Below are 16075 nucleotides of genomic sequence, written 5' to 3' on the forward strand. Positions count from 1 at the left end.
GGGCGAACGGCCGACACCGCCCGTCGGATCCCGTCTCGCATGTCGTCCGGCGAGCCTCGTCGCACTCCGGCGCCCCGGGGTCATCGCCCTCGGCCCGTGCCCCGGTCCCGCACCCGCTCGAGCTCCTCGGACCTGCGGCGTCCGGCCTGGTCCGAGGGGTCGTACTCGCGCTCGCGTGCCTCGCTCGTCGTCTCCTCCGCCTCATCGGCCTCGTCCTCGCCGCCGAGTCCTGCGAACAGGGCCCAGCCGAAGCGCAGCACCATCAGCAGCAGCACCACGATGAGCACAGCGGTGATGGGGATCTGCACCCCGGTGCGGGTGACGACGAACCAGATCACGCCGATCGAGGCACCCATGATGAGCGCGTCGCGCAGGGCGGCGAGCAGTCGCTGCCCGATCCGTGCCCGCTTGAGGTGACGTCGGGTGACCTCCGTGTAGGCCGCCGCGTCCCGGCGGTAGCGCACCCCGCGCTCGCGCAGATGCCGGCGTGAGTCGCGGGTGCCGCCCTCGGCGGCCCGCCCGGCGGCGCGGGCATAGTCCCCGGCGCGCTGCGAGGAGCGGCGCACGGAATCGCGCGCCTGCCGCGAGAGATCGGGTGCCTGGCGCCGGGCGGTGTTGCGGGCCGCTCGCGCGTACGTCTTCCAGCTGCTCATGGTTCCTCCCGCGCCTCAGCGATCGTCGTCGCGCCAGCGGATGTCCCCGCGATCCCCGTCCCGGTCGCGGGGAGGGCGCCGACGGGCGTGCTCGGCCCTGCGCTCGCCGATGTAGGACAGGCCCACGTTCAGCGCGATCGTGAGCGCGACCGACAGCACCAGGCCCGCGACCGACGAGCGGACGCCGAACACCCGGAGCACCAGGAACAGCACCAGGACGGCGACCAGGCTGAAGCCGACCTGGTCGCGGATCCGGCGGGTGAGACGACGTCTTGGTGGGGCCACCGTCACAGCGTAGCCGCGCGGTGCGGGCACCGGGGTGCACGGCGATATGGTGGAGGCGTTCGAGGGGTGGTTCGAGGACCGACGAGGGTCCGCCGCCCGCCTACGACAACGGAAGGACGGACATCCGTGGACCTGTTCGAGTACCAGGCCCGCGATCTCTTCGAGAAGCACGGCGTCCCCGTGCTCCCCGGGATCGTCGCGGAGGACCCCCAGGCGGCCAGGGAGGCCGCCGAGACCATCGGGACACCGGTGGTGGTCGTCAAGGCCCAGGTGAAGGTCGGCGGCCGTGGCAAGGCCGGCGGTGTGAAGATCGCGAAGTCCCCCGAGGAGGCCGAGCAGAAGGCCTCCGAGATCCTCGGGATGGACATCAAGGGCCACACGGTCCACCGCGTGATGATCGCCGGAGGCGCCGACATCGCCTCCGAGTACTACTTCTCGCTGCTGCTGGACCGTGCGAACCGCAACTACCTCGCCATGTGCTCCGTCGAGGGAGGCATGGAGATCGAGCAGCTCGCCGTCGAGCGCCCGGAGGCGCTCGCGCGCGTGGCCGTGGATCCCAACACCGGCATCGACGAGGCCACCGCGAAGACCATCGTCGAGACCGCGGGCTTCGACGCCGAGACCGGCGCGAAGGTGGTCCCCGTCCTGCAGAAGCTCTGGGACGTCTACCGCGAGGAGGACGCCACCCTCGTCGAGGTCAACCCGCTCGTGCAGACCGGCTCGGGCGAGATCGTCGCCCTGGACGGCAAGGTCACGCTGGACGACAACGCCTCGTTCCGGCACGAGGACCACGAGGGCCTCGTCGACACCAAGGCCGAGGACCCGCTGGAGGCCAAGGCCAAGGCGCTCGACCTCAACTACGTCAAGCTCGACGGCGAGGTCGGGATCATCGGCAACGGCGCGGGTCTGGTCATGTCGACCCTGGACGTCGTCGCGTACGCCGGTGAGAAGCACTCGGTCAAGCCCGCGAACTTCCTGGACATCGGCGGTGGCGCGAGCGCCGAGGTGATGGCCAACGGACTCGACGTGATCCTCGGTGACGAGCAGGTATCCGCGGTCTTCGTGAACGTCTTCGGCGGCATCACCGCGTGCGACGCGGTGGCCAACGGGATCGTGGGCGCCCTGGAGAAGCTGGGCGATGCCGCGACCAAGCCGCTGGTCGTCCGTCTCGACGGCAACAACGTCGAGGAAGGGCGGAAGATCCTCGCGGACGCCGCCCACCCGCTCGTCACTCTGGCCGACACGATGGACGGCGGTGCGGCCAAGGTCGCCGAGCTCGCCGCCGCAGGAAAGTGAGGGACCGTCATGTCGATCTTCCTCGATGAGAACAGCAAGGTCATCGTCCAGGGCATGACGGGCTCGGAGGGCATGAAGCACTCCCAGCGCATGCTCGATTCCGGCACCAACGTGGTCGGAGGCGTGAACCCCCGCAAGGCCGGGCAGAGCGTGTCCTTCGAAGGTGGCCACGAGGTCCCCGTCTTCGGGTCCGTCGCCGAGGCCATGGAGGCCACCGGCGCCAACGTCTCGGTGGTCTTCGTGCCCCCGAAGTTCGCCAAGTCCGCGGCGATCGAGGCGATCGACGCCGAGATGCCGCTGCTCGTGGTGATCACCGAGGGCATCCCGGTCAAGGACTCGGCCGAGTTCTTCAACTACGCCAAGGGCAAGGGGACCACGCGCATCATCGGCCCCAACTGCCCGGGCCTGATCAGCCCCGGGAAGTCCAACGCGGGTATCACCCCGGCCAACATCACCGGTCCCGGCAAGCTGGGCCTGGTCTCGAAGTCCGGCACGCTGACCTACCAGATGATGTACGAGCTGGCCGACCTCGGCTTCACCACGTGCATCGGCATCGGCGGCGATCCGGTCATCGGCACCACCCACATCGACGCGCTCGAGGCGTTCGAGAACGACCCCGACACGGTGGGCGTGGTGATGATCGGCGAGATCGGCGGCGACGCCGAGGAGCGGGCCGCCGCGTACATCAAGGACAACATGTCCAAGCCGGTGGTCGGCTACGTCGCGGGCTTCACCGCCCCCGAGGGCAAGACCATGGGGCACGCGGGCGCGATCGTCTCCGGCTCCGCCGGCACCGCGCAGGCGAAGAAGGAGGCCCTCGAGGCCGCGGGCGTGAAGGTCGGCAAGACGCCGACCGAGGCCGCCGATCTCATGCGCGAGATCGTCGGCGGCGCGGCCTGATCAGCCGGGACCTCCACCGACGGCGGACGGGCGGGCACCCTCGGGTGTCCGCCTGTCCGCCGTCTTCGGCCTCGGACGAACACGCCGGTGACGTCGGTACGAACAGGTACGGTAGAGGGCATCGGCGGCGCGAGTGCGTGAGGACGATCCGAGCACGTCGCGCCCGACGGCCGCCACCCGAGCGAGAGATGGAGCAGCACGCATGAGCAGCGATCTGGTCGACACCACCGAGATGTATCTCAAGACGGTGTTCGAACTGCATGAGGCGGGCATCCCTCCGATGCGCGCGAGGATCGCCGATCGTCTCGGGCATTCCGGCCCCACGGTCTCCCAGACCGTGGCGCGCATGGAGCGCGACGACCTCCTGCACCTGGACGACGAGCGCAGGATCATGCTGACCGAGAAGGGGCAGTCGATCGCCACGGACGTGATGCGCAAGCACCGTCTGGCCGAGCGTCACCTGATCGAGCAGGTGGGTCTGCCCTTCGAGCTCGTCCACGAGGAAGCCTGCCGCTGGGAGCACGTGATGAGCCGCGAGGTCGAGGAGCGCATCGCCCAGCAGATCTCCGCACCGTTCGTCGACCCCTACGGCAACCCGATCCCGGGCCTGCCCGAGCTCGGCATCGACGTCGGCGACGAGACCGGCGTCACTGCCGAAGGTCAAGACTCGGCAAGCTGGCACGGCACCCTCGACCGCGCTCTGGGCGGCTCCGGCTCCCTCGAGCTGCGGCTGCGCAGGATCGGGGAGACCGCTCAGACCCATGTCGAGCTCCTGCGGGATCTCGCAGGTCACGGGATCCTCCCAGGAAAGACCTTCCGCGCGGAGCGGGATCCTGCGGGCTTCCGTCTGACCGGCGGTGGCCAGGAGCCGGTGATCGTCGACGAGGAGACCGCCGGCCAGCTGGTCGTCACGCCTGCGAGGGCCGAGTAAAGAGTCGGCAAGGTCTTCCCCAGACCTTCCCAGGATCGGCATCGAGCACGGGCTCGGCTCCTTAGAGTCGAGCCCGTGCCGTATTCCGGAGGGGTCGGCACGGGCCACCGGGTCCGGCGCGCAGCGCCCCGGCCGGCCATCCGATGACGAAGCCGAATTCTCCGCCTGTGCGGAGGCACAGGGGAGCCCTTACGTGTCGAAGACTGCGATGAACACGCACCGCCGAGCCATGCGCCCGGTGACGCCCGCCGCCCGCGCCGGACGCACCGCTGCCGGTGCCGCGATCGCCGCCACCATGCTGTTCGGCGGCTCCGCTGTCGCCTCGGCCGACGGCTCCACCGAGGCCGGCACCGCCAACGGTGTCGCAGCCGGTGGCGAGGCACCCGCGAAGCTCCCGGCGCCGGCCGCCACGTCGACCACGCTGAAGACTCTCGAGAAGTCCAAGGACGTTTCCCCGGAGAGCCTGAAGAGCGCGAAGGTCTCCGGCTCCATGAACGTGGTCTCCGGGGAGCAGATCCGGGAGCAGAAGGAGCAGGAGCGCCAGGAGAAGAAGGCGCAGGAGCAGCGCGAGCAGGAGCAGCAGGCGTCCTCCGAGGACACCGCCGACTCCCAGGAGCGCAGCGAGCAGGGCGGCCAGAGCCAGCGGGCCCAGGGCGACGAGCAGCAGAGCGCGCAGCAGGAGAGCACGGAGCAGCAGGACCAGGGCACTGAGCAGGCCTCCTCCTCGCACAGCTCGCGTGGGCAGTCCTCGAGCACCGCCGGCTCCTCGCACTCCAGCCGCTCCACCGGTGAGTCCGCGAGCTCGTCCTCGACCTCGACCTCGACCTCCTCGAAGCCCGCCAAGAAGAAGCCCTCGGAGTCCTCCTCCTCCGACGCTCCCGCCTCCTCGAGCGCGTCGGGCAGCGGGCTCGCCGGCACCGCGCAGACCGGTATCGGCACCCCGTACGTCTTCGGCGGCACCAGCACCAGCGGCTGGGACTGCTCGGGCTTCACCCAGTGGGTCTACGCCCAGAACGGGATCAGCATCCCCCGCACCGACTCGGCGCAGGCCGCGGCCGGTCGCACGATCTCCAAGTCCGAGGCCCGCCCCGGCGACATCATCCGCAAGCCCGGCCACGTCGGCATCTACATGGGCGGTGACATGATGATCGACGCGGGCAACCCGCGCGTGGACACGACCTACCGCCACATCTACTCGGGCAACTGGACGTTCCACACCTACACCCACTGATCCCTCCCCCGCGATCGCAGGTCGGCCCCGCACTCCCGGAGTGCGGGGCCGACCTGCATCCACCCCACGTCCGGCCGGGTCGAGGTCCCTCCGGCGGATCCACAGCCCGGCGTGGCAGGCTGTCGGTGGTCATCGGCCGACGGGGGAGTGCGCCCTGGTGCCGACGATGTCGGGATCGAGAGAGGAACAGCGATGAGTGCTCTGCGTCAGCTGGCCGCCGGCCTGCTGCTCGTGCTGGCCGCCGTGGTCGGGACGGCATGGTTGCCGGGCACCTGGCTGCAGCACAACGTGGTCGAGCGCGAGGGCTTCCTCGCGGTCGCCGAGCCGCTGGGGGAGGACTCCTCGACCCAGGACGCGCTCAGCGACGCCGCCATCGATCAGGTGCTGGGCAACGGGATGATCCCCGATGCGGCCCGCGAGTCGGTGACCCCCGTCGCCCAGGAGCAGGCTGCCTCGTTCACCACGACGAGCAGCTACCAGCAGATGTGGGACACGACGATGGGATCCCTCCACGACGGTCTCTTCGCCCAGGGTGACTCGACGGTCGAGGTCGACCTCTCCCCGGCGGTAGACGCGATCGTCGACCCGATCGAGGACAAGCTGCCCTTCGGCCTGACGCTGCCGCGGCCCGATCATCCGACGGTGACGCTGACGACCATCCCGGATCTCCCGGTCCTGCGGGGAGCGGCCGAGGCGCTGCCGTACGCGAGCTGGGCGCTGCCGACCATGATCGGGCTGATCCTGCTCGCCCTGCTGATCGCCTCCCGTCGGCGCTCCGCGCTGGTGGGCGCCGGGATCGCGACCCTCGTCGCCGGGGGCATCGGGCTCCTGCTCGCTGCGGGGATCGGTGCGATCGTGCCCGGGTCCGTGGACGGCTCGGAGTTCCTGGGACCGATCGTGCAGGGATTCGAGGCCCGCTTCAGCGCCGACATCGCGCCCCGCGCCATCGTGATGACCGGTATCGGTGCCGTCGTGATCGTGATCGGTGCGGTGCTGCTGGGTGTGGACCGTCGGCCCCGGCGGTAGCCCGCCCGCAGTCGGACGGGATCACTCGGACCGACGAGCCTCCGGTGACTCCTGCGCGTCCCAGCTCTGCGCAACCGGGTCCCGATACGCAGCGACGAGAGCGTGCACATCGGCGGTCTGACGCCGGATCCAGAGAGCTGCCAGGACCAGGACGAGCAGCAGACCTGGCTGATCCACGAGTGCAGGAGCCGCTCGCCGGGCCACCACAGCCATAGGAGCCCCGCGAACACCACCGGTCGCACTGTCACCTTCGCCCACAGCAGGCGTAGACCGTCCCGGCTCATGCTCGCCACGATATCGGGCCTCGTCCCGAAGCACGATGACGGGTCTCCTCCCAGGGGATGAACTGACGCTGAAAGGGTTCAACCCGGGATCGGGGGAGGCTACGTTGAGCGGGACGCGCGCCACAGACAGTCCACCACCGATGGAAGTGACACTCATGCACGCGAAACTCTCACCCGCCAAGATCGGTCTGGCCCTGGCCGCAGCAGTCCTCACGATGGGCGCTGCACTGCCGGCGACGGCCGCCCCGACGGCGTCGGCTGACGACGGTCCGTCCACCAAGGACGTCCCGCAGTGCGTCTGGGCCTGGTCCAACGAGTACGACGACGTCATCGTCCACAACGCATGCGGCAACTACCAGCGCTACAAGGTCGTCATGGCCTTCGGGCCCGACTTGCCGTGCGCCACGCTGGCGCCGGGTCAGGAGCACAGCTGGAGAGACCCTTCAGGACGGTTCGACGGACTCGTCTCCTGCTGACGCCCGCACGGCGAACGCCCCTGCTTCCTCCGAGGATGCAGGGGCGTTCTTCGCGATCGCCGAACTGCGTGGTCATCGGTGCCCCCGGCGCGATTCGAACGCGCGACACCCGCTTTAGGAGAGCGGTGCTCTATCCCCTGAGCTACGGGGGCGGAACCGCCGACCATCCTACGGTACGGAGCACCCTGGGCCGCTCCCGCCCTGCGTGACAGGATCGGGGAGTGAGCACCTCCACCCTGCCCGTCGCCCTGGCTCAGATCGTCGTGGACGAGGAGCCTGACCGGGCCCGCGAACGGGCGGTCGCAGCCCTCGAGGAGGGCATCGCCTCGGGTGCCCGTCTCGTCGTCCTGCCCGAGGCGACCCTCGCCCCCTTCGGCACCGATCTGGGTGCTGCGGCGCGTGTGCACGCGGCCGCGCTCGACGAGGCGCTGACCGCGGTGGCCGAGGAGGCCGGCGTGGTCGTGGTCGCCGGATCCTTCGAGGCCGCCGACGACGGGCGCGTGCACAACACGCTGATCGCCCGTGGCCCCGACGTGCACCGCGACTACCGGAAGATCCACCTCTACGACGCCTTCGGGGCGGATGAGTCACGGACCATCGCACCGGGGGAGGAGTTGGCGCTGATCGAGGTCGAAGGCACCACCGTCGCGCTCGCGACCTGCTACGACATCCGCTTCCCCGAGCAGTTCGTGGCTCTCGCGCGTGGGGGAGCGGACGTCATCGCGGTCCCGATGGCCTGGGGCGCCGGCCCCGGCAAGTCGGAGCAGCTGCGGGTGCTGCAGCGCGCCCGGGCCCTGGACTCCACCAGTCTGCTGGTGGCCGCGGACCAGATCGCGCCCCGGGACCACGAGGGGAAGGCCCCTCGCGGGGTCGGCGGAACCGTGGCCGTCTCGGCGCTGGGTGAGGTGATCGCGCATGCGCGCGACGGGGAGCAGATCCTGCGGGTCGACCTGGACGTCGGCTCCGTCGCCGAGGTGCGTCGAACCCTGCCGGTGCTCGAGGGGCGCCCGTCGATCCCGCGGGCTTGATCCGACCTGAGCCCAGGGGCGGCACGAGGGGCACTGTGTGCTGTTGTGCGGACGGGCAGCATGCGGACAGACGAACGGCGCCGGACCCGAAGGTCCGGCGCCGTCGTGACGGCCGATCGGCCGTGGAGCGGTCTCAGAGGTTGCCGAGGCCGTCCTTCGCCTGGTCGGCGCCCTTACCGATCGCGTCGTCGAACTGATCGGGGGCAGCGTCCTGCGCCTTGTCCGAGGCGCCGTCGATGCCCTTCTCGACCTGATCCGAGTGCTCGGATGCGAAGTCCTTGCCCTTGTCGAAAGCGTCGTTGAGGCCCATGAGGAGCTCCTTTCGTCGGCTGACTCGCTCCGGTCGGAGCGACACAGCTCACGCTAGAAGGGAGTCGCCACCGATCGCAAAGAATCCGTCCACACTCCGCCATATCTGACGGTTCGCGCGCACTTGCGGCGAGAACCGGCCAGCAACAGGCATGATGTGTGCATGGATTCGATCGAACGCCCCAAGGACAGGAGTGGGCGCTGGGACCGTGTGCTCGCGATGCTCGCCCAGCACCGCAGCCTGAGCGTCACCGAGGTCGCCCGTGAGCTCGGGATCAGCGAGTCGACCGTGCGCCGCGACTTCGTGGAGATGGAGCGCGCCCAGCTCGGCCGCCGCACCCACGGCGGCATCGTCGCGATCGACGTCGCCTACTCGCTGGCCACCACGCCGCGGGACAACGACGACGCCGCGGCCGACCGCGAGCGGGTCGCTGCCGCGGCGGCAGCGCTCGTGCGTCCGGGCCAGATCGTGGGCTTCAACGGCGGGCGGACGACGACGGCCACCGCTCGCCGCGCCGTCTCCCGCCCCGACATCGACTCCCGCGACGGCGCCCCCGGCATGACCGTCGTCTGCGCGGCCCTGAACATCGCGACCGAGGCCGTCCTGCGGCCGGCGGTGCGCACAGTGGTGCTCGGCGGGGTCGCAGAGCCCTACTCCTTCGAGCTCACCGGGCCGCTCGCCACCGCCACCATGCGGGACCTCTGGTTGGACACGATGTTCGTGGGCATGATCGGCCTGGACGTCGATGCCGGGCTGACCTGCAACTCGGATGCGGAGGCAGGGGTCACGCGCACGATGATCGGCCACTCGCGGCGGGTCGTCGGCCTCGCCACGGCCGACAAGTTCGGCCTGCGCGCGCTCGCGGGCATCTGCCCGGTCGCCGCGCTCACGGACCTGGTGATCGCCGGTGGGGTCGCAGAGCCCCTGCGGGAGCATCTCGCCGAGCACGAGGTGCGGCTCCACGAGGTCTGAGGTCCCGTCCGGGAACGGCGCGCGCCCTGTCGCGCGCGTGCATGTGACGAACCCTTGCGTGCCTGCATCCCGTGGCGCGGCACGCCTGCACGCCGGACACCGTCCCTGCCGGTAGCGTGGCCACCATGTGGAGACTGCTGCGTGGGAAGAAGCACGCCGACGAGGGGCGCGACGCCGTCCGCGGCGCATCGCAGGAGGGGCCCGGGAGCCGGGCCGAGGACCATGACCAGGCCGCGGCGGCCGCGGCCCCGGATGCCCGCTCCTCCCGCCCCGGGTCGGTCCGCAGCGGCGCGAGCGCCGCGAGCGCGGACCCCGCCGACACCGGCGTGCACATCTCCATCCAGCACCGCCTGGGCCCCACCGGAGCCGACGTCGCACCGGTGCAGGAGGAGGACAGCCTCCCGCGCCGCCGCGTGGACGATGCGCCGCTCAGCCGCCCCGACCGCGTCGGCAGCGCGCTGGACCGCTGGATGCTCCAGATCGCCGGGACCCGCAACGAGCCCTCCTTCCTCACGCGCATGCGCGCGGGCGAGCACGTGCTGGACCTGACCCACTGCCACCCCTCCGGTCTCGCCCAGCTCCTCGCGGGCCGTGGGCCGACGCGACTGTCCTCCCTCGTGCGCGAGGTCGGAGCACTCGCCGATGCGCGTGCCGAGGCGCGCGCGATCCGGGAGATCGCCGAGCGCCAGGCGGAGGAGGTGGGCCTGAGCACCTGCCATCTGGGCATCGGCGAGGCCACCTGGATCCCCGAGGAGGGCGGGGAGCCCTTCCACGCCCCCGTGCTGGTCCGGCCGATCACGCTGCGGCTGCGCGGCAGCGCCCGCGAGGACGTCGACCTGGACCTGGACGCCACCGTCGACGTCAACCCGGTGCTGCTGCGCGCGCTGCGCGAGGCCGGGATCGCGGTGGATGCACGTGCGCTGCTGGCCACCACCGAGGGGCCCTACGGCTTCGACCCCACGCCGGTGATCGACGCCTTCAAGTCCCTCGGCCAGCCCCTTCCCGGCTTCCGCGTCGCCCAGGCCCTCGTGATCGGCAACCTCATGGACGCCGCCGGCCAGCTCGTCGAGGACCTGCGGACCGAGCCGGCCGAATGGGCCGACAGCGACCTGGTGGCCGCGCTCGCCGGTGACCCCGAGGCGCGCGCCGCGATCACCGCGCGCAGCGAGCAGGCCCCCGCCGCGCCCGAGGAGTCCGACATGGTCACGGCGCTCTCGCCGGACCGGATGAACGTCCTCGCCCACGTGCTCGGCGGGGCCGACCTCGCCGTCTCGGCACCCCCCGGCACGGACCCGATCGACTTCGTCATCGATCTGGCCGCCGAGGCCAACGCACGCGGCAAGAGCGTCCTGGTGGTCTCCCAGCGTCGGCGGAACCTCGCCCATCTCGCGTCGATCGCCCGGGAGCGGGGGCTGGAGGACCTGGTCTTCGACCTCTCCCCGGACCCTTCCCTGCAGCGCAACGCCTCGCAGGCTCTCCTGCACAGCCTGCGCCGAGCGGGCTCCTTCAGCGCGCCGGTCTCCACCGAGGTGCCGCAGGAGCTCGCCGAGACGCGCAGCATCCTCAGCGGTCACGTCGAGGCGATGCACCGCATCCAGCAGCCCTGGAACGCCTCCGCGCACGACGCCCTCTCGGCGCTCGCGGCCCTGACCCGCATGCGTCCGGCTCCGCGCACCGAGGTGCGACTGGGCGCGGATGTCGCCGCGACGATGGTCGGCGAGGACCGTGAGCGCGGGGCCGAGGCGCTGCGCGAGGCCGCCCGCATCGGCGTGCTCTCGATCGGACCGGACGACACCGCCTGGTACGGCGCCCGCATCACCTCCGACACGCAGGCCGAGCACGCTCTCGCCCTGGTCGGACGCCTGCGCGAGACCCTGCTGCCGCAGCTGCGCCGGGTCATCGAGCGCACCGGACCCGCGATCGGCCTCTCCGAGGCCCGCACCCTCGAGGCCATGATCGCCCGGGTGCAGCTGCTGCACCGTGTGCGCGGTGTGCTCTCGGTCTTCCAGTCGGCCGTGTTCAACGCCCCGCTGGACGACCTGATCGCTGCGACGGCCGAGAAGGACTGGCGGCGCGAGCACGGTGTGGTCATGAGCTTCACGACCCGCCGACGGCTGCGCAAGGAGGCCGCTGCCCTGCAGCGCCCCGCGTCGCTGGCTCCCGACCTGCACGACTCCCTGCGCACCGTGCGGTCCGTGCGCGACGAGTGGCGAGCGGCCGACGGCGGCTCCGGGGCCTCGCCGAGCGTGCCCGACACGCTCGAGAACGCCGAACAGGTGCTCGAGAAGCTGCAGTCCCTGTGCGACGAGCTCGCCGTGCTGCTCGAGGGCACCCCGGCAGGCGGGGCGCTCACCCGCACCGATGTCGACGAGCTCGCCGCGCGTGCGGACGATCTGCACGCGGACCGGTCGGACCTCGTCGAGCTGCCCCGACGCACAACGCTGCTGCGCTCGCTGGCCGCGGACGGACTGGGGGACCTCGTCGAGGACCTGCGCTCGCGCGGCGTGCGCGAGAAGCACGTCGGCGCCGAGCTGGACCTGGCCTGGTGGCAGAGCGTGCTCGAGCTGATCGCGCGCGCCGAGCCCACCATCTCGCAGTACGACGGCACCAGCCTCTCCCAGGTCGCCGAGCGGTTCCGCCGCCTCGACGCCGAGCACATGGAACGTGCGGCCTACCGCGTGCGCGGGGCGAGCGACGACCGCCTGGTCTCGACGATGAAGACCTTCCCGGACACCTCGCGGGCCGCGATCGCCGAGCTCGCACGCTCCTCGACCGTCTCCGTGCGCGACCTCGCCGCGAAGTACGAGGACATCCTGTTCGCCGCCCGCCCCACCTGGCTGGCCTCCCCGTACCTGGTGCCCCAGGTGGTCCCGCGCGGCCGCCACTTCGACCTTCTGATCGTCGCCGACGGCGGGCGCCTGCCGACGGCGGCTGCCCTCCCGGCCATCGCCCGCGCCGACCAGACCGTCGTCATCGGTGACGTGCTGGACCATGCGGAGTTCGAGGGGCCGGTGCTGCTGGACGACATGCTCGAGGTCGCCCCGCACGTGCCCCTGCTGCGCGACCCGCGACCGGCGACGTCCGCGCTGCGGGCCTTCGCGCAGCGCCGCGGTCTCGTGGGCGAGGCGCTCTCCACCCCGAGCCCCTCGGTGACCGATCCCGACCGGCTGGTCGTGGTCGAGAACGCACGGGGAGCCGTCCCCACCGGCAGCGAGCTCGTCGAGAGCACCGAGGCCGAGCTGCGCCGAGTCACCGACCTCGTGATCGAGCACGCCCGTCACCGCCCCGAGCACTCGCTCGCCGTCTTCACCCTCACCGCCGAGCACGCCCGCAAGGTCATGGAGAGGATCATGCACACCGTCTCGGTGGTGCCCGGGCTGCGCGAGTTCTTCGATGCCGGCAGCGCCGAGTACTTCACCGTGCTCCCCGCCTCGCGCGCATCGGGCGTGGTGCGCGACGAGGTCATCGTGTCGCTGGGCTTCGGGAAGACGCCGCACGGCCGGCTGCTGCACCGCTTCGGCCCGCTCTCCGCGCCTGACGGCCGCAAGGCCCTCGCGACCGTGCTCACCCGCGCGCGGGGCCGCACCACCGTGGTCTCCGCCTTCGACGTCGAGGATCTCGATCCCTCGCGCCTGAAGAGCGATGGCGCGCGCGACCTGCGTGCGATGCTCGTCGTCCTCCACGGCGGCGCCGACGAGGCGATCAGCGCCACGGGTCCCGCGACGCAGGGCCCGCGGGACCATGACGAGGCGGCGGTCCGGGAGGACTCGGGACCGCAGTCAACGGACCTCGCCCACGAGGAGCCCGCTCCGGGGGATCCCGGGGCGAGCGCGGGCGGCCAGACCGCGTCCGAGGTCGAGGCCGAGGTCGACGCGGGATCCGTCGACGATCAGATCGAGGCAGCCCTCGCCGCTGCCGACGCCGATGCTGATGCCCAGGCGCCGGCACCCACGGCGGCGGACGTGGAGACGGGCTCGGGAACTGCCGAGGCCGAGAACGGGTCCGCCGGGAGCGGTGCGACCGCGTCCGATCCAGCGGCACCCCGTTCCCCGGGATCCGTGTCCGCAGGCTCCGTCGCCGTCGGGGCTCCCGGCGCCGAGGGCGTCGAGGGCGTCGCGGACGACCCGGCCGAGGAGAGGGACGCCGAGGCGCCCACCCCCGAGGCATCTGCTCCGGCGGCGTCGGAGTCCGGGGCTCCCGGCACCGATGCAGCGCTCCCTGCGGAGACCGTTGCCGACGCCCCCGCCGGGGATGAGGACTCGGACGGGACGTCCGAGGGAGCGTCCGACACTGCCGACACTGCCGACACTGCCGATACTGCCGGCACTGCCGACGCCACGGAATCCGACGCCGAGACGGAGGACGCCGTCTCCGCGCCCGCACTGGAGACGAACGCTCTGGTCAACGACCTCGCGGATCGTCTGTGGCGACTCGGCCTCGTGGTCGAGACCGACTTCGGGGAGACCTCGGACCGTATCGACCTGGCCCTCGGCCACCCCGACCTGCCCGGCCGCTACCTGCTCGCCGTCGACACCGACGGGGAGCAGTACGTCGCGACCGCCGGGCAGCGCGAGCGGGACCGGCTGCGGGCCGAGCGGCTCGAGGCGGCCGGCTGGGCGACCGAGCGCGTGTGGTCCTGGGCTCTGTTCATCGATCCCGACGGCGAGGCGGACCGGATCCGCCGCGGCGTCGACCGTGCGCTCCTGCTCTACCGCACCGAGGCCGAGCAGGCCGCGCTCGAAGGAACCGGGGGAGCGCGTCACCGGCTGCCGCGGCCGCAGATCCCGGCCGGGCACCCGCTCGAGTTCTACTCGAGCGAGGACTTCGACGAGGTCGTGGAGTACATCGCCTCCGACGGCCGCGCCCGGCTCGAGGACCACCTGGCGGCCGAGGTGCGCAGCTTCCTCGGGTTCACGCAGCGCTCCGTGCTGCTGGACGTCTCGGTCAGCAGCGCCATCCGCCGCTTCCAGGAACGGCAATGAGCTCCCGTCGCGTGGTGATCTCCTCGATCACCGGCAAGCCGATCCCCTGGGACGACGGTACGCCCGCCGCCGGCGCTGACGACGGAGCCGAGCGGTCGGGTCGACGCGCCGGCGCGGCCGGCCCACCGGTGATCCCGAACAAGGCCGGTGAGGACGCGCCGGAAGCAGGGGAGACGGGCTCCCGCGAGGCACAGATCCTGCGGGACGTGCCCCCGCACTGGGGGACCGGGGGCTGACCTGCCCCCGCGTCCGAGAGGAGAGGAGGGGCCGCGTCCCGGCCCTCAGTCCTCCGTCGGCGTCAGGAGATCCGTGAGGATGCGCGCCTGACCCGGCCGGGCGGTGCGCAGGGCGACTTCGGGAGTCAGCAGCTCCGCGCGGCAGATCTCCCGACTCTCCAGCAGCGACTGATCGGGTGCCTCCGTGATGTCCAGGCTGCCCAGCAGCCAGATCTCCACCCGGTGGCGCTGACCGCCCTCCCCGGCGACCACCCGCACCACACGGAGGTCACGGGCCCGCAGTCCGCACTCCTCGCGCAGCTCACGAGCGGCAGCGGCCGCCGGCGTCTCGCCGTGGCGCATGTGCCCCGAGGGGACGCCCCAGCGGCCGTCCTGCCAGAAGCGGTGCTCGAACAGCAGCACCCGGCCGTCGGCCGATCGCAGCACCGCGCACACCGTCACCAGGAATCGGGGCTGACTCGCCAGGACGGCGCCCCACACGAGCTTGCGGCGCACCACATCGGGCAGGACGTCCAGCAGACGGGTGAGAGCACGCACGGCGGGCGACAGGGGCATGGGCCGCAGTGTACGGGCGGTTGAATCCGGCCTTCGAGCTCGTCCTAGAGTGGTGATCATGAACGACACCACGACGAACGAGACCAGCAGCAGCGCCCCCGACCTCGCCGACGTCCGCGTGACGGTGCTCGGCGCGGGGAACATGGGCGGCGCGTTCGTGCGCGCCATGCTCTCCGCCGGCGTCACCGCGCAGAACCTGCGGATCGTGAACTCCTCCGAGGAGTCCTCGCAGCGCGCGGCCGAGGAGCTCGGTGCGAGCGCCGGCACCCCCGAGGACCTCTCCGGGGCCGACGTCATCGTGCTGGGCGTGAAGCCCTACCAGCTGGAGTCGGTGCTGCCCACCGTCCGCGAGGCCCTGCAGGAGGACACCGTGGTGGTGTGCATCGCCGCGGGCACCACCCTGGACTCGCTCGCTGAGCCGCTGGGCGGCCACCCCCAGGTCCTCCGCGCGATGCCGAACACGCCGATGGCGATCGGCGAGGGCGTCACCCACCTGATGGCCTCGCCCGACGCCTCCGAGGCATCGAAGGACCTCGCCCGGGCGCTGCTCTCCGCGGCCGGCATCGTCGTCGACCTGCCCGAGGACAAGGGCCACGCGATGATCGGTGCCGCCGGGAGCGCGAGCGCCTTCGTGTTCACCGTCGTGGACGCGATGATCGACGAGGCCGTGCGTCAGGGGCTTCCCCGCCCCGAGGCGACGCGCGTGATCCTGCAGACCGTGAAGGGCGCCTCGATGCTCCTGCAGGAGACGGGCGACCACCCGGCCGTGGCCCGCGGGAAGGTGATGAGCCCCGGCGGCACCACGGCCGAGGGCATCGCCGCGCTCGAGGAGGCAGGCATCCGCCCCGCCCTGGCCGCCGCGATGAACGCCGCTGCGCAGAAGTCCCGCGCGATGTCGGGGGAGTGAAAC

General features: G+C 71.9%; 15 protein-coding genes and 1 tRNA gene. 11 read left to right on the plus strand and 5 right to left on the minus strand.

The window, feature by feature from the left end; all coding sequences use genetic code 11:
• Positions 1 to 80: 80 nt before the first annotated feature.
• Positions 81 to 653 (minus strand): hypothetical protein, encoded by a 573-nt coding sequence (locus DEO23_RS03665; protein ID WP_205678827.1) that lies wholly within the window; start codon positions 651 to 653, stop codon positions 81 to 83.
• Positions 654 to 668: 15 nt separating this feature from the next.
• A complete protein-coding gene (locus tag DEO23_RS03670; protein WP_109274825.1) occupies positions 669 to 938 on the minus strand; it encodes a hypothetical protein in 270 nt (89 codons plus the stop codon).
• Between the two features lie 126 nt (positions 939 to 1064).
• Here DEO23_RS03670 and sucC point away from each other — a divergent pair, with 126 nt between their 5' ends.
• The 6 genes from sucC to DEO23_RS03700 all read left to right on the plus strand — a co-directional run bounded on the left by sucC (position 1065) and on the right by DEO23_RS03700 (position 7082).
• Complete coding sequence (sucC, locus tag DEO23_RS03675) at positions 1065 to 2234, plus strand: ADP-forming succinate--CoA ligase subunit beta (RefSeq protein WP_109274612.1); 1170 nt, start codon at positions 1065 to 1067, stop codon at positions 2232 to 2234.
• A 9-nt stretch (positions 2235 to 2243) separates the two neighbouring features.
• Positions 2244 to 3134, plus strand: a complete 891-nt coding sequence (gene sucD, locus DEO23_RS03680; protein WP_109274613.1) for a succinate--CoA ligase subunit alpha — start codon at positions 2244 to 2246, stop codon at positions 3132 to 3134.
• Between the two features lie 202 nt (positions 3135 to 3336).
• Entirely contained in the window at positions 3337 to 4065 is a 729-nt protein-coding gene (locus DEO23_RS16480; protein WP_109274614.1) for a metal-dependent transcriptional regulator, read from the plus strand.
• A gap of 193 nt (positions 4066 to 4258) precedes the next feature.
• Complete coding sequence (locus DEO23_RS03690) at positions 4259 to 5296, plus strand: C40 family peptidase (RefSeq protein WP_165831707.1); 1038 nt, start codon at positions 4259 to 4261, stop codon at positions 5294 to 5296.
• 192 nt (positions 5297 to 5488) lie between these two features.
• Complete coding sequence (locus tag DEO23_RS03695) at positions 5489 to 6322, plus strand: hypothetical protein (RefSeq protein ID WP_109274616.1); 834 nt, start codon at positions 5489 to 5491, stop codon at positions 6320 to 6322.
• Between the two features lie 439 nt (positions 6323 to 6761).
• Positions 6762 to 7082, plus strand: coding sequence for a hypothetical protein (locus DEO23_RS03700; protein WP_109274617.1), 321 nt, complete (start codon positions 6762 to 6764; stop codon positions 7080 to 7082).
• A 79-nt stretch (positions 7083 to 7161) separates the two neighbouring features.
• Here the strand turns inward: DEO23_RS03700 and DEO23_RS03705 are convergent.
• Positions 7162 to 7234, minus strand: a tRNA-Arg gene (locus DEO23_RS03705).
• A gap of 69 nt (positions 7235 to 7303) precedes the next feature.
• Here DEO23_RS03705 and DEO23_RS03710 point away from each other — a divergent pair.
• Complete coding sequence (locus DEO23_RS03710) at positions 7304 to 8110, plus strand: nitrilase-related carbon-nitrogen hydrolase (RefSeq protein ID WP_205678829.1); 807 nt, start codon at positions 7304 to 7306, stop codon at positions 8108 to 8110.
• 133 nt (positions 8111 to 8243) lie between these two features.
• Here the strand turns inward: DEO23_RS03710 and DEO23_RS03715 are convergent, their stop codons facing one another.
• Complete coding sequence (locus DEO23_RS03715; RefSeq protein ID WP_109274618.1) at positions 8244 to 8420, minus strand: antitoxin; 177 nt, start codon at positions 8418 to 8420, stop codon at positions 8244 to 8246.
• 162 nt (positions 8421 to 8582) lie between these two features.
• Between DEO23_RS03715 and DEO23_RS03720 the strand changes: the two genes are divergently transcribed.
• From DEO23_RS03720 to DEO23_RS03730, 3 genes are all read left to right on the plus strand, one after another.
• On the plus strand, positions 8583 to 9392 hold the full coding sequence (locus DEO23_RS03720) for a DeoR/GlpR family DNA-binding transcription regulator (RefSeq protein WP_109274619.1): 810 nt from the start codon (positions 8583 to 8585) through the stop codon (positions 9390 to 9392).
• Between the two features lie 125 nt (positions 9393 to 9517).
• The gene (locus DEO23_RS03725) at positions 9518 to 14374 is read left to right on the plus strand and encodes a hypothetical protein (protein WP_109274620.1); all 4857 of its coding nucleotides are present in this window, start codon (positions 9518 to 9520) and stop codon (positions 14372 to 14374) included.
• Positions 14371 to 14610 carry a hypothetical protein gene (locus DEO23_RS03730; RefSeq protein WP_109274621.1) on the plus strand — a complete coding sequence of 80 codons (240 nt, stop codon included), beginning with the start codon at positions 14371 to 14373 and terminating at the stop codon, positions 14608 to 14610. Before DEO23_RS03725 ends, DEO23_RS03730 begins: the two co-directional genes overlap by 4 nt.
• A gap of 45 nt (positions 14611 to 14655) precedes the next feature.
• On the opposite strand, the gene DEO23_RS03735 is transcribed toward DEO23_RS03730, so the two are convergent.
• Positions 14656 to 15165 carry an NUDIX hydrolase gene (locus tag DEO23_RS03735; protein ID WP_165831708.1) on the minus strand — a complete coding sequence of 170 codons (510 nt, stop codon included), beginning with the start codon at positions 15163 to 15165 and terminating at the stop codon, positions 14656 to 14658.
• Positions 15166 to 15223: 58 nt separating this feature from the next.
• Here DEO23_RS03735 and proC point away from each other — a divergent pair, with 58 nt between their 5' ends.
• Positions 15224 to 16072 (plus strand): pyrroline-5-carboxylate reductase, encoded by an 849-nt coding sequence (proC, locus tag DEO23_RS03740; RefSeq protein ID WP_109274623.1) that lies wholly within the window; start codon positions 15224 to 15226, stop codon positions 16070 to 16072.
• The last annotated feature ends 3 nt before the right edge of the window (positions 16073 to 16075 follow it).

This window comes from Brachybacterium endophyticum (assembly GCF_003130585.1).
Classification (GTDB): Bacteria; Actinomycetota; Actinomycetes; order Actinomycetales; family Dermabacteraceae; genus Brachybacterium; species Brachybacterium endophyticum.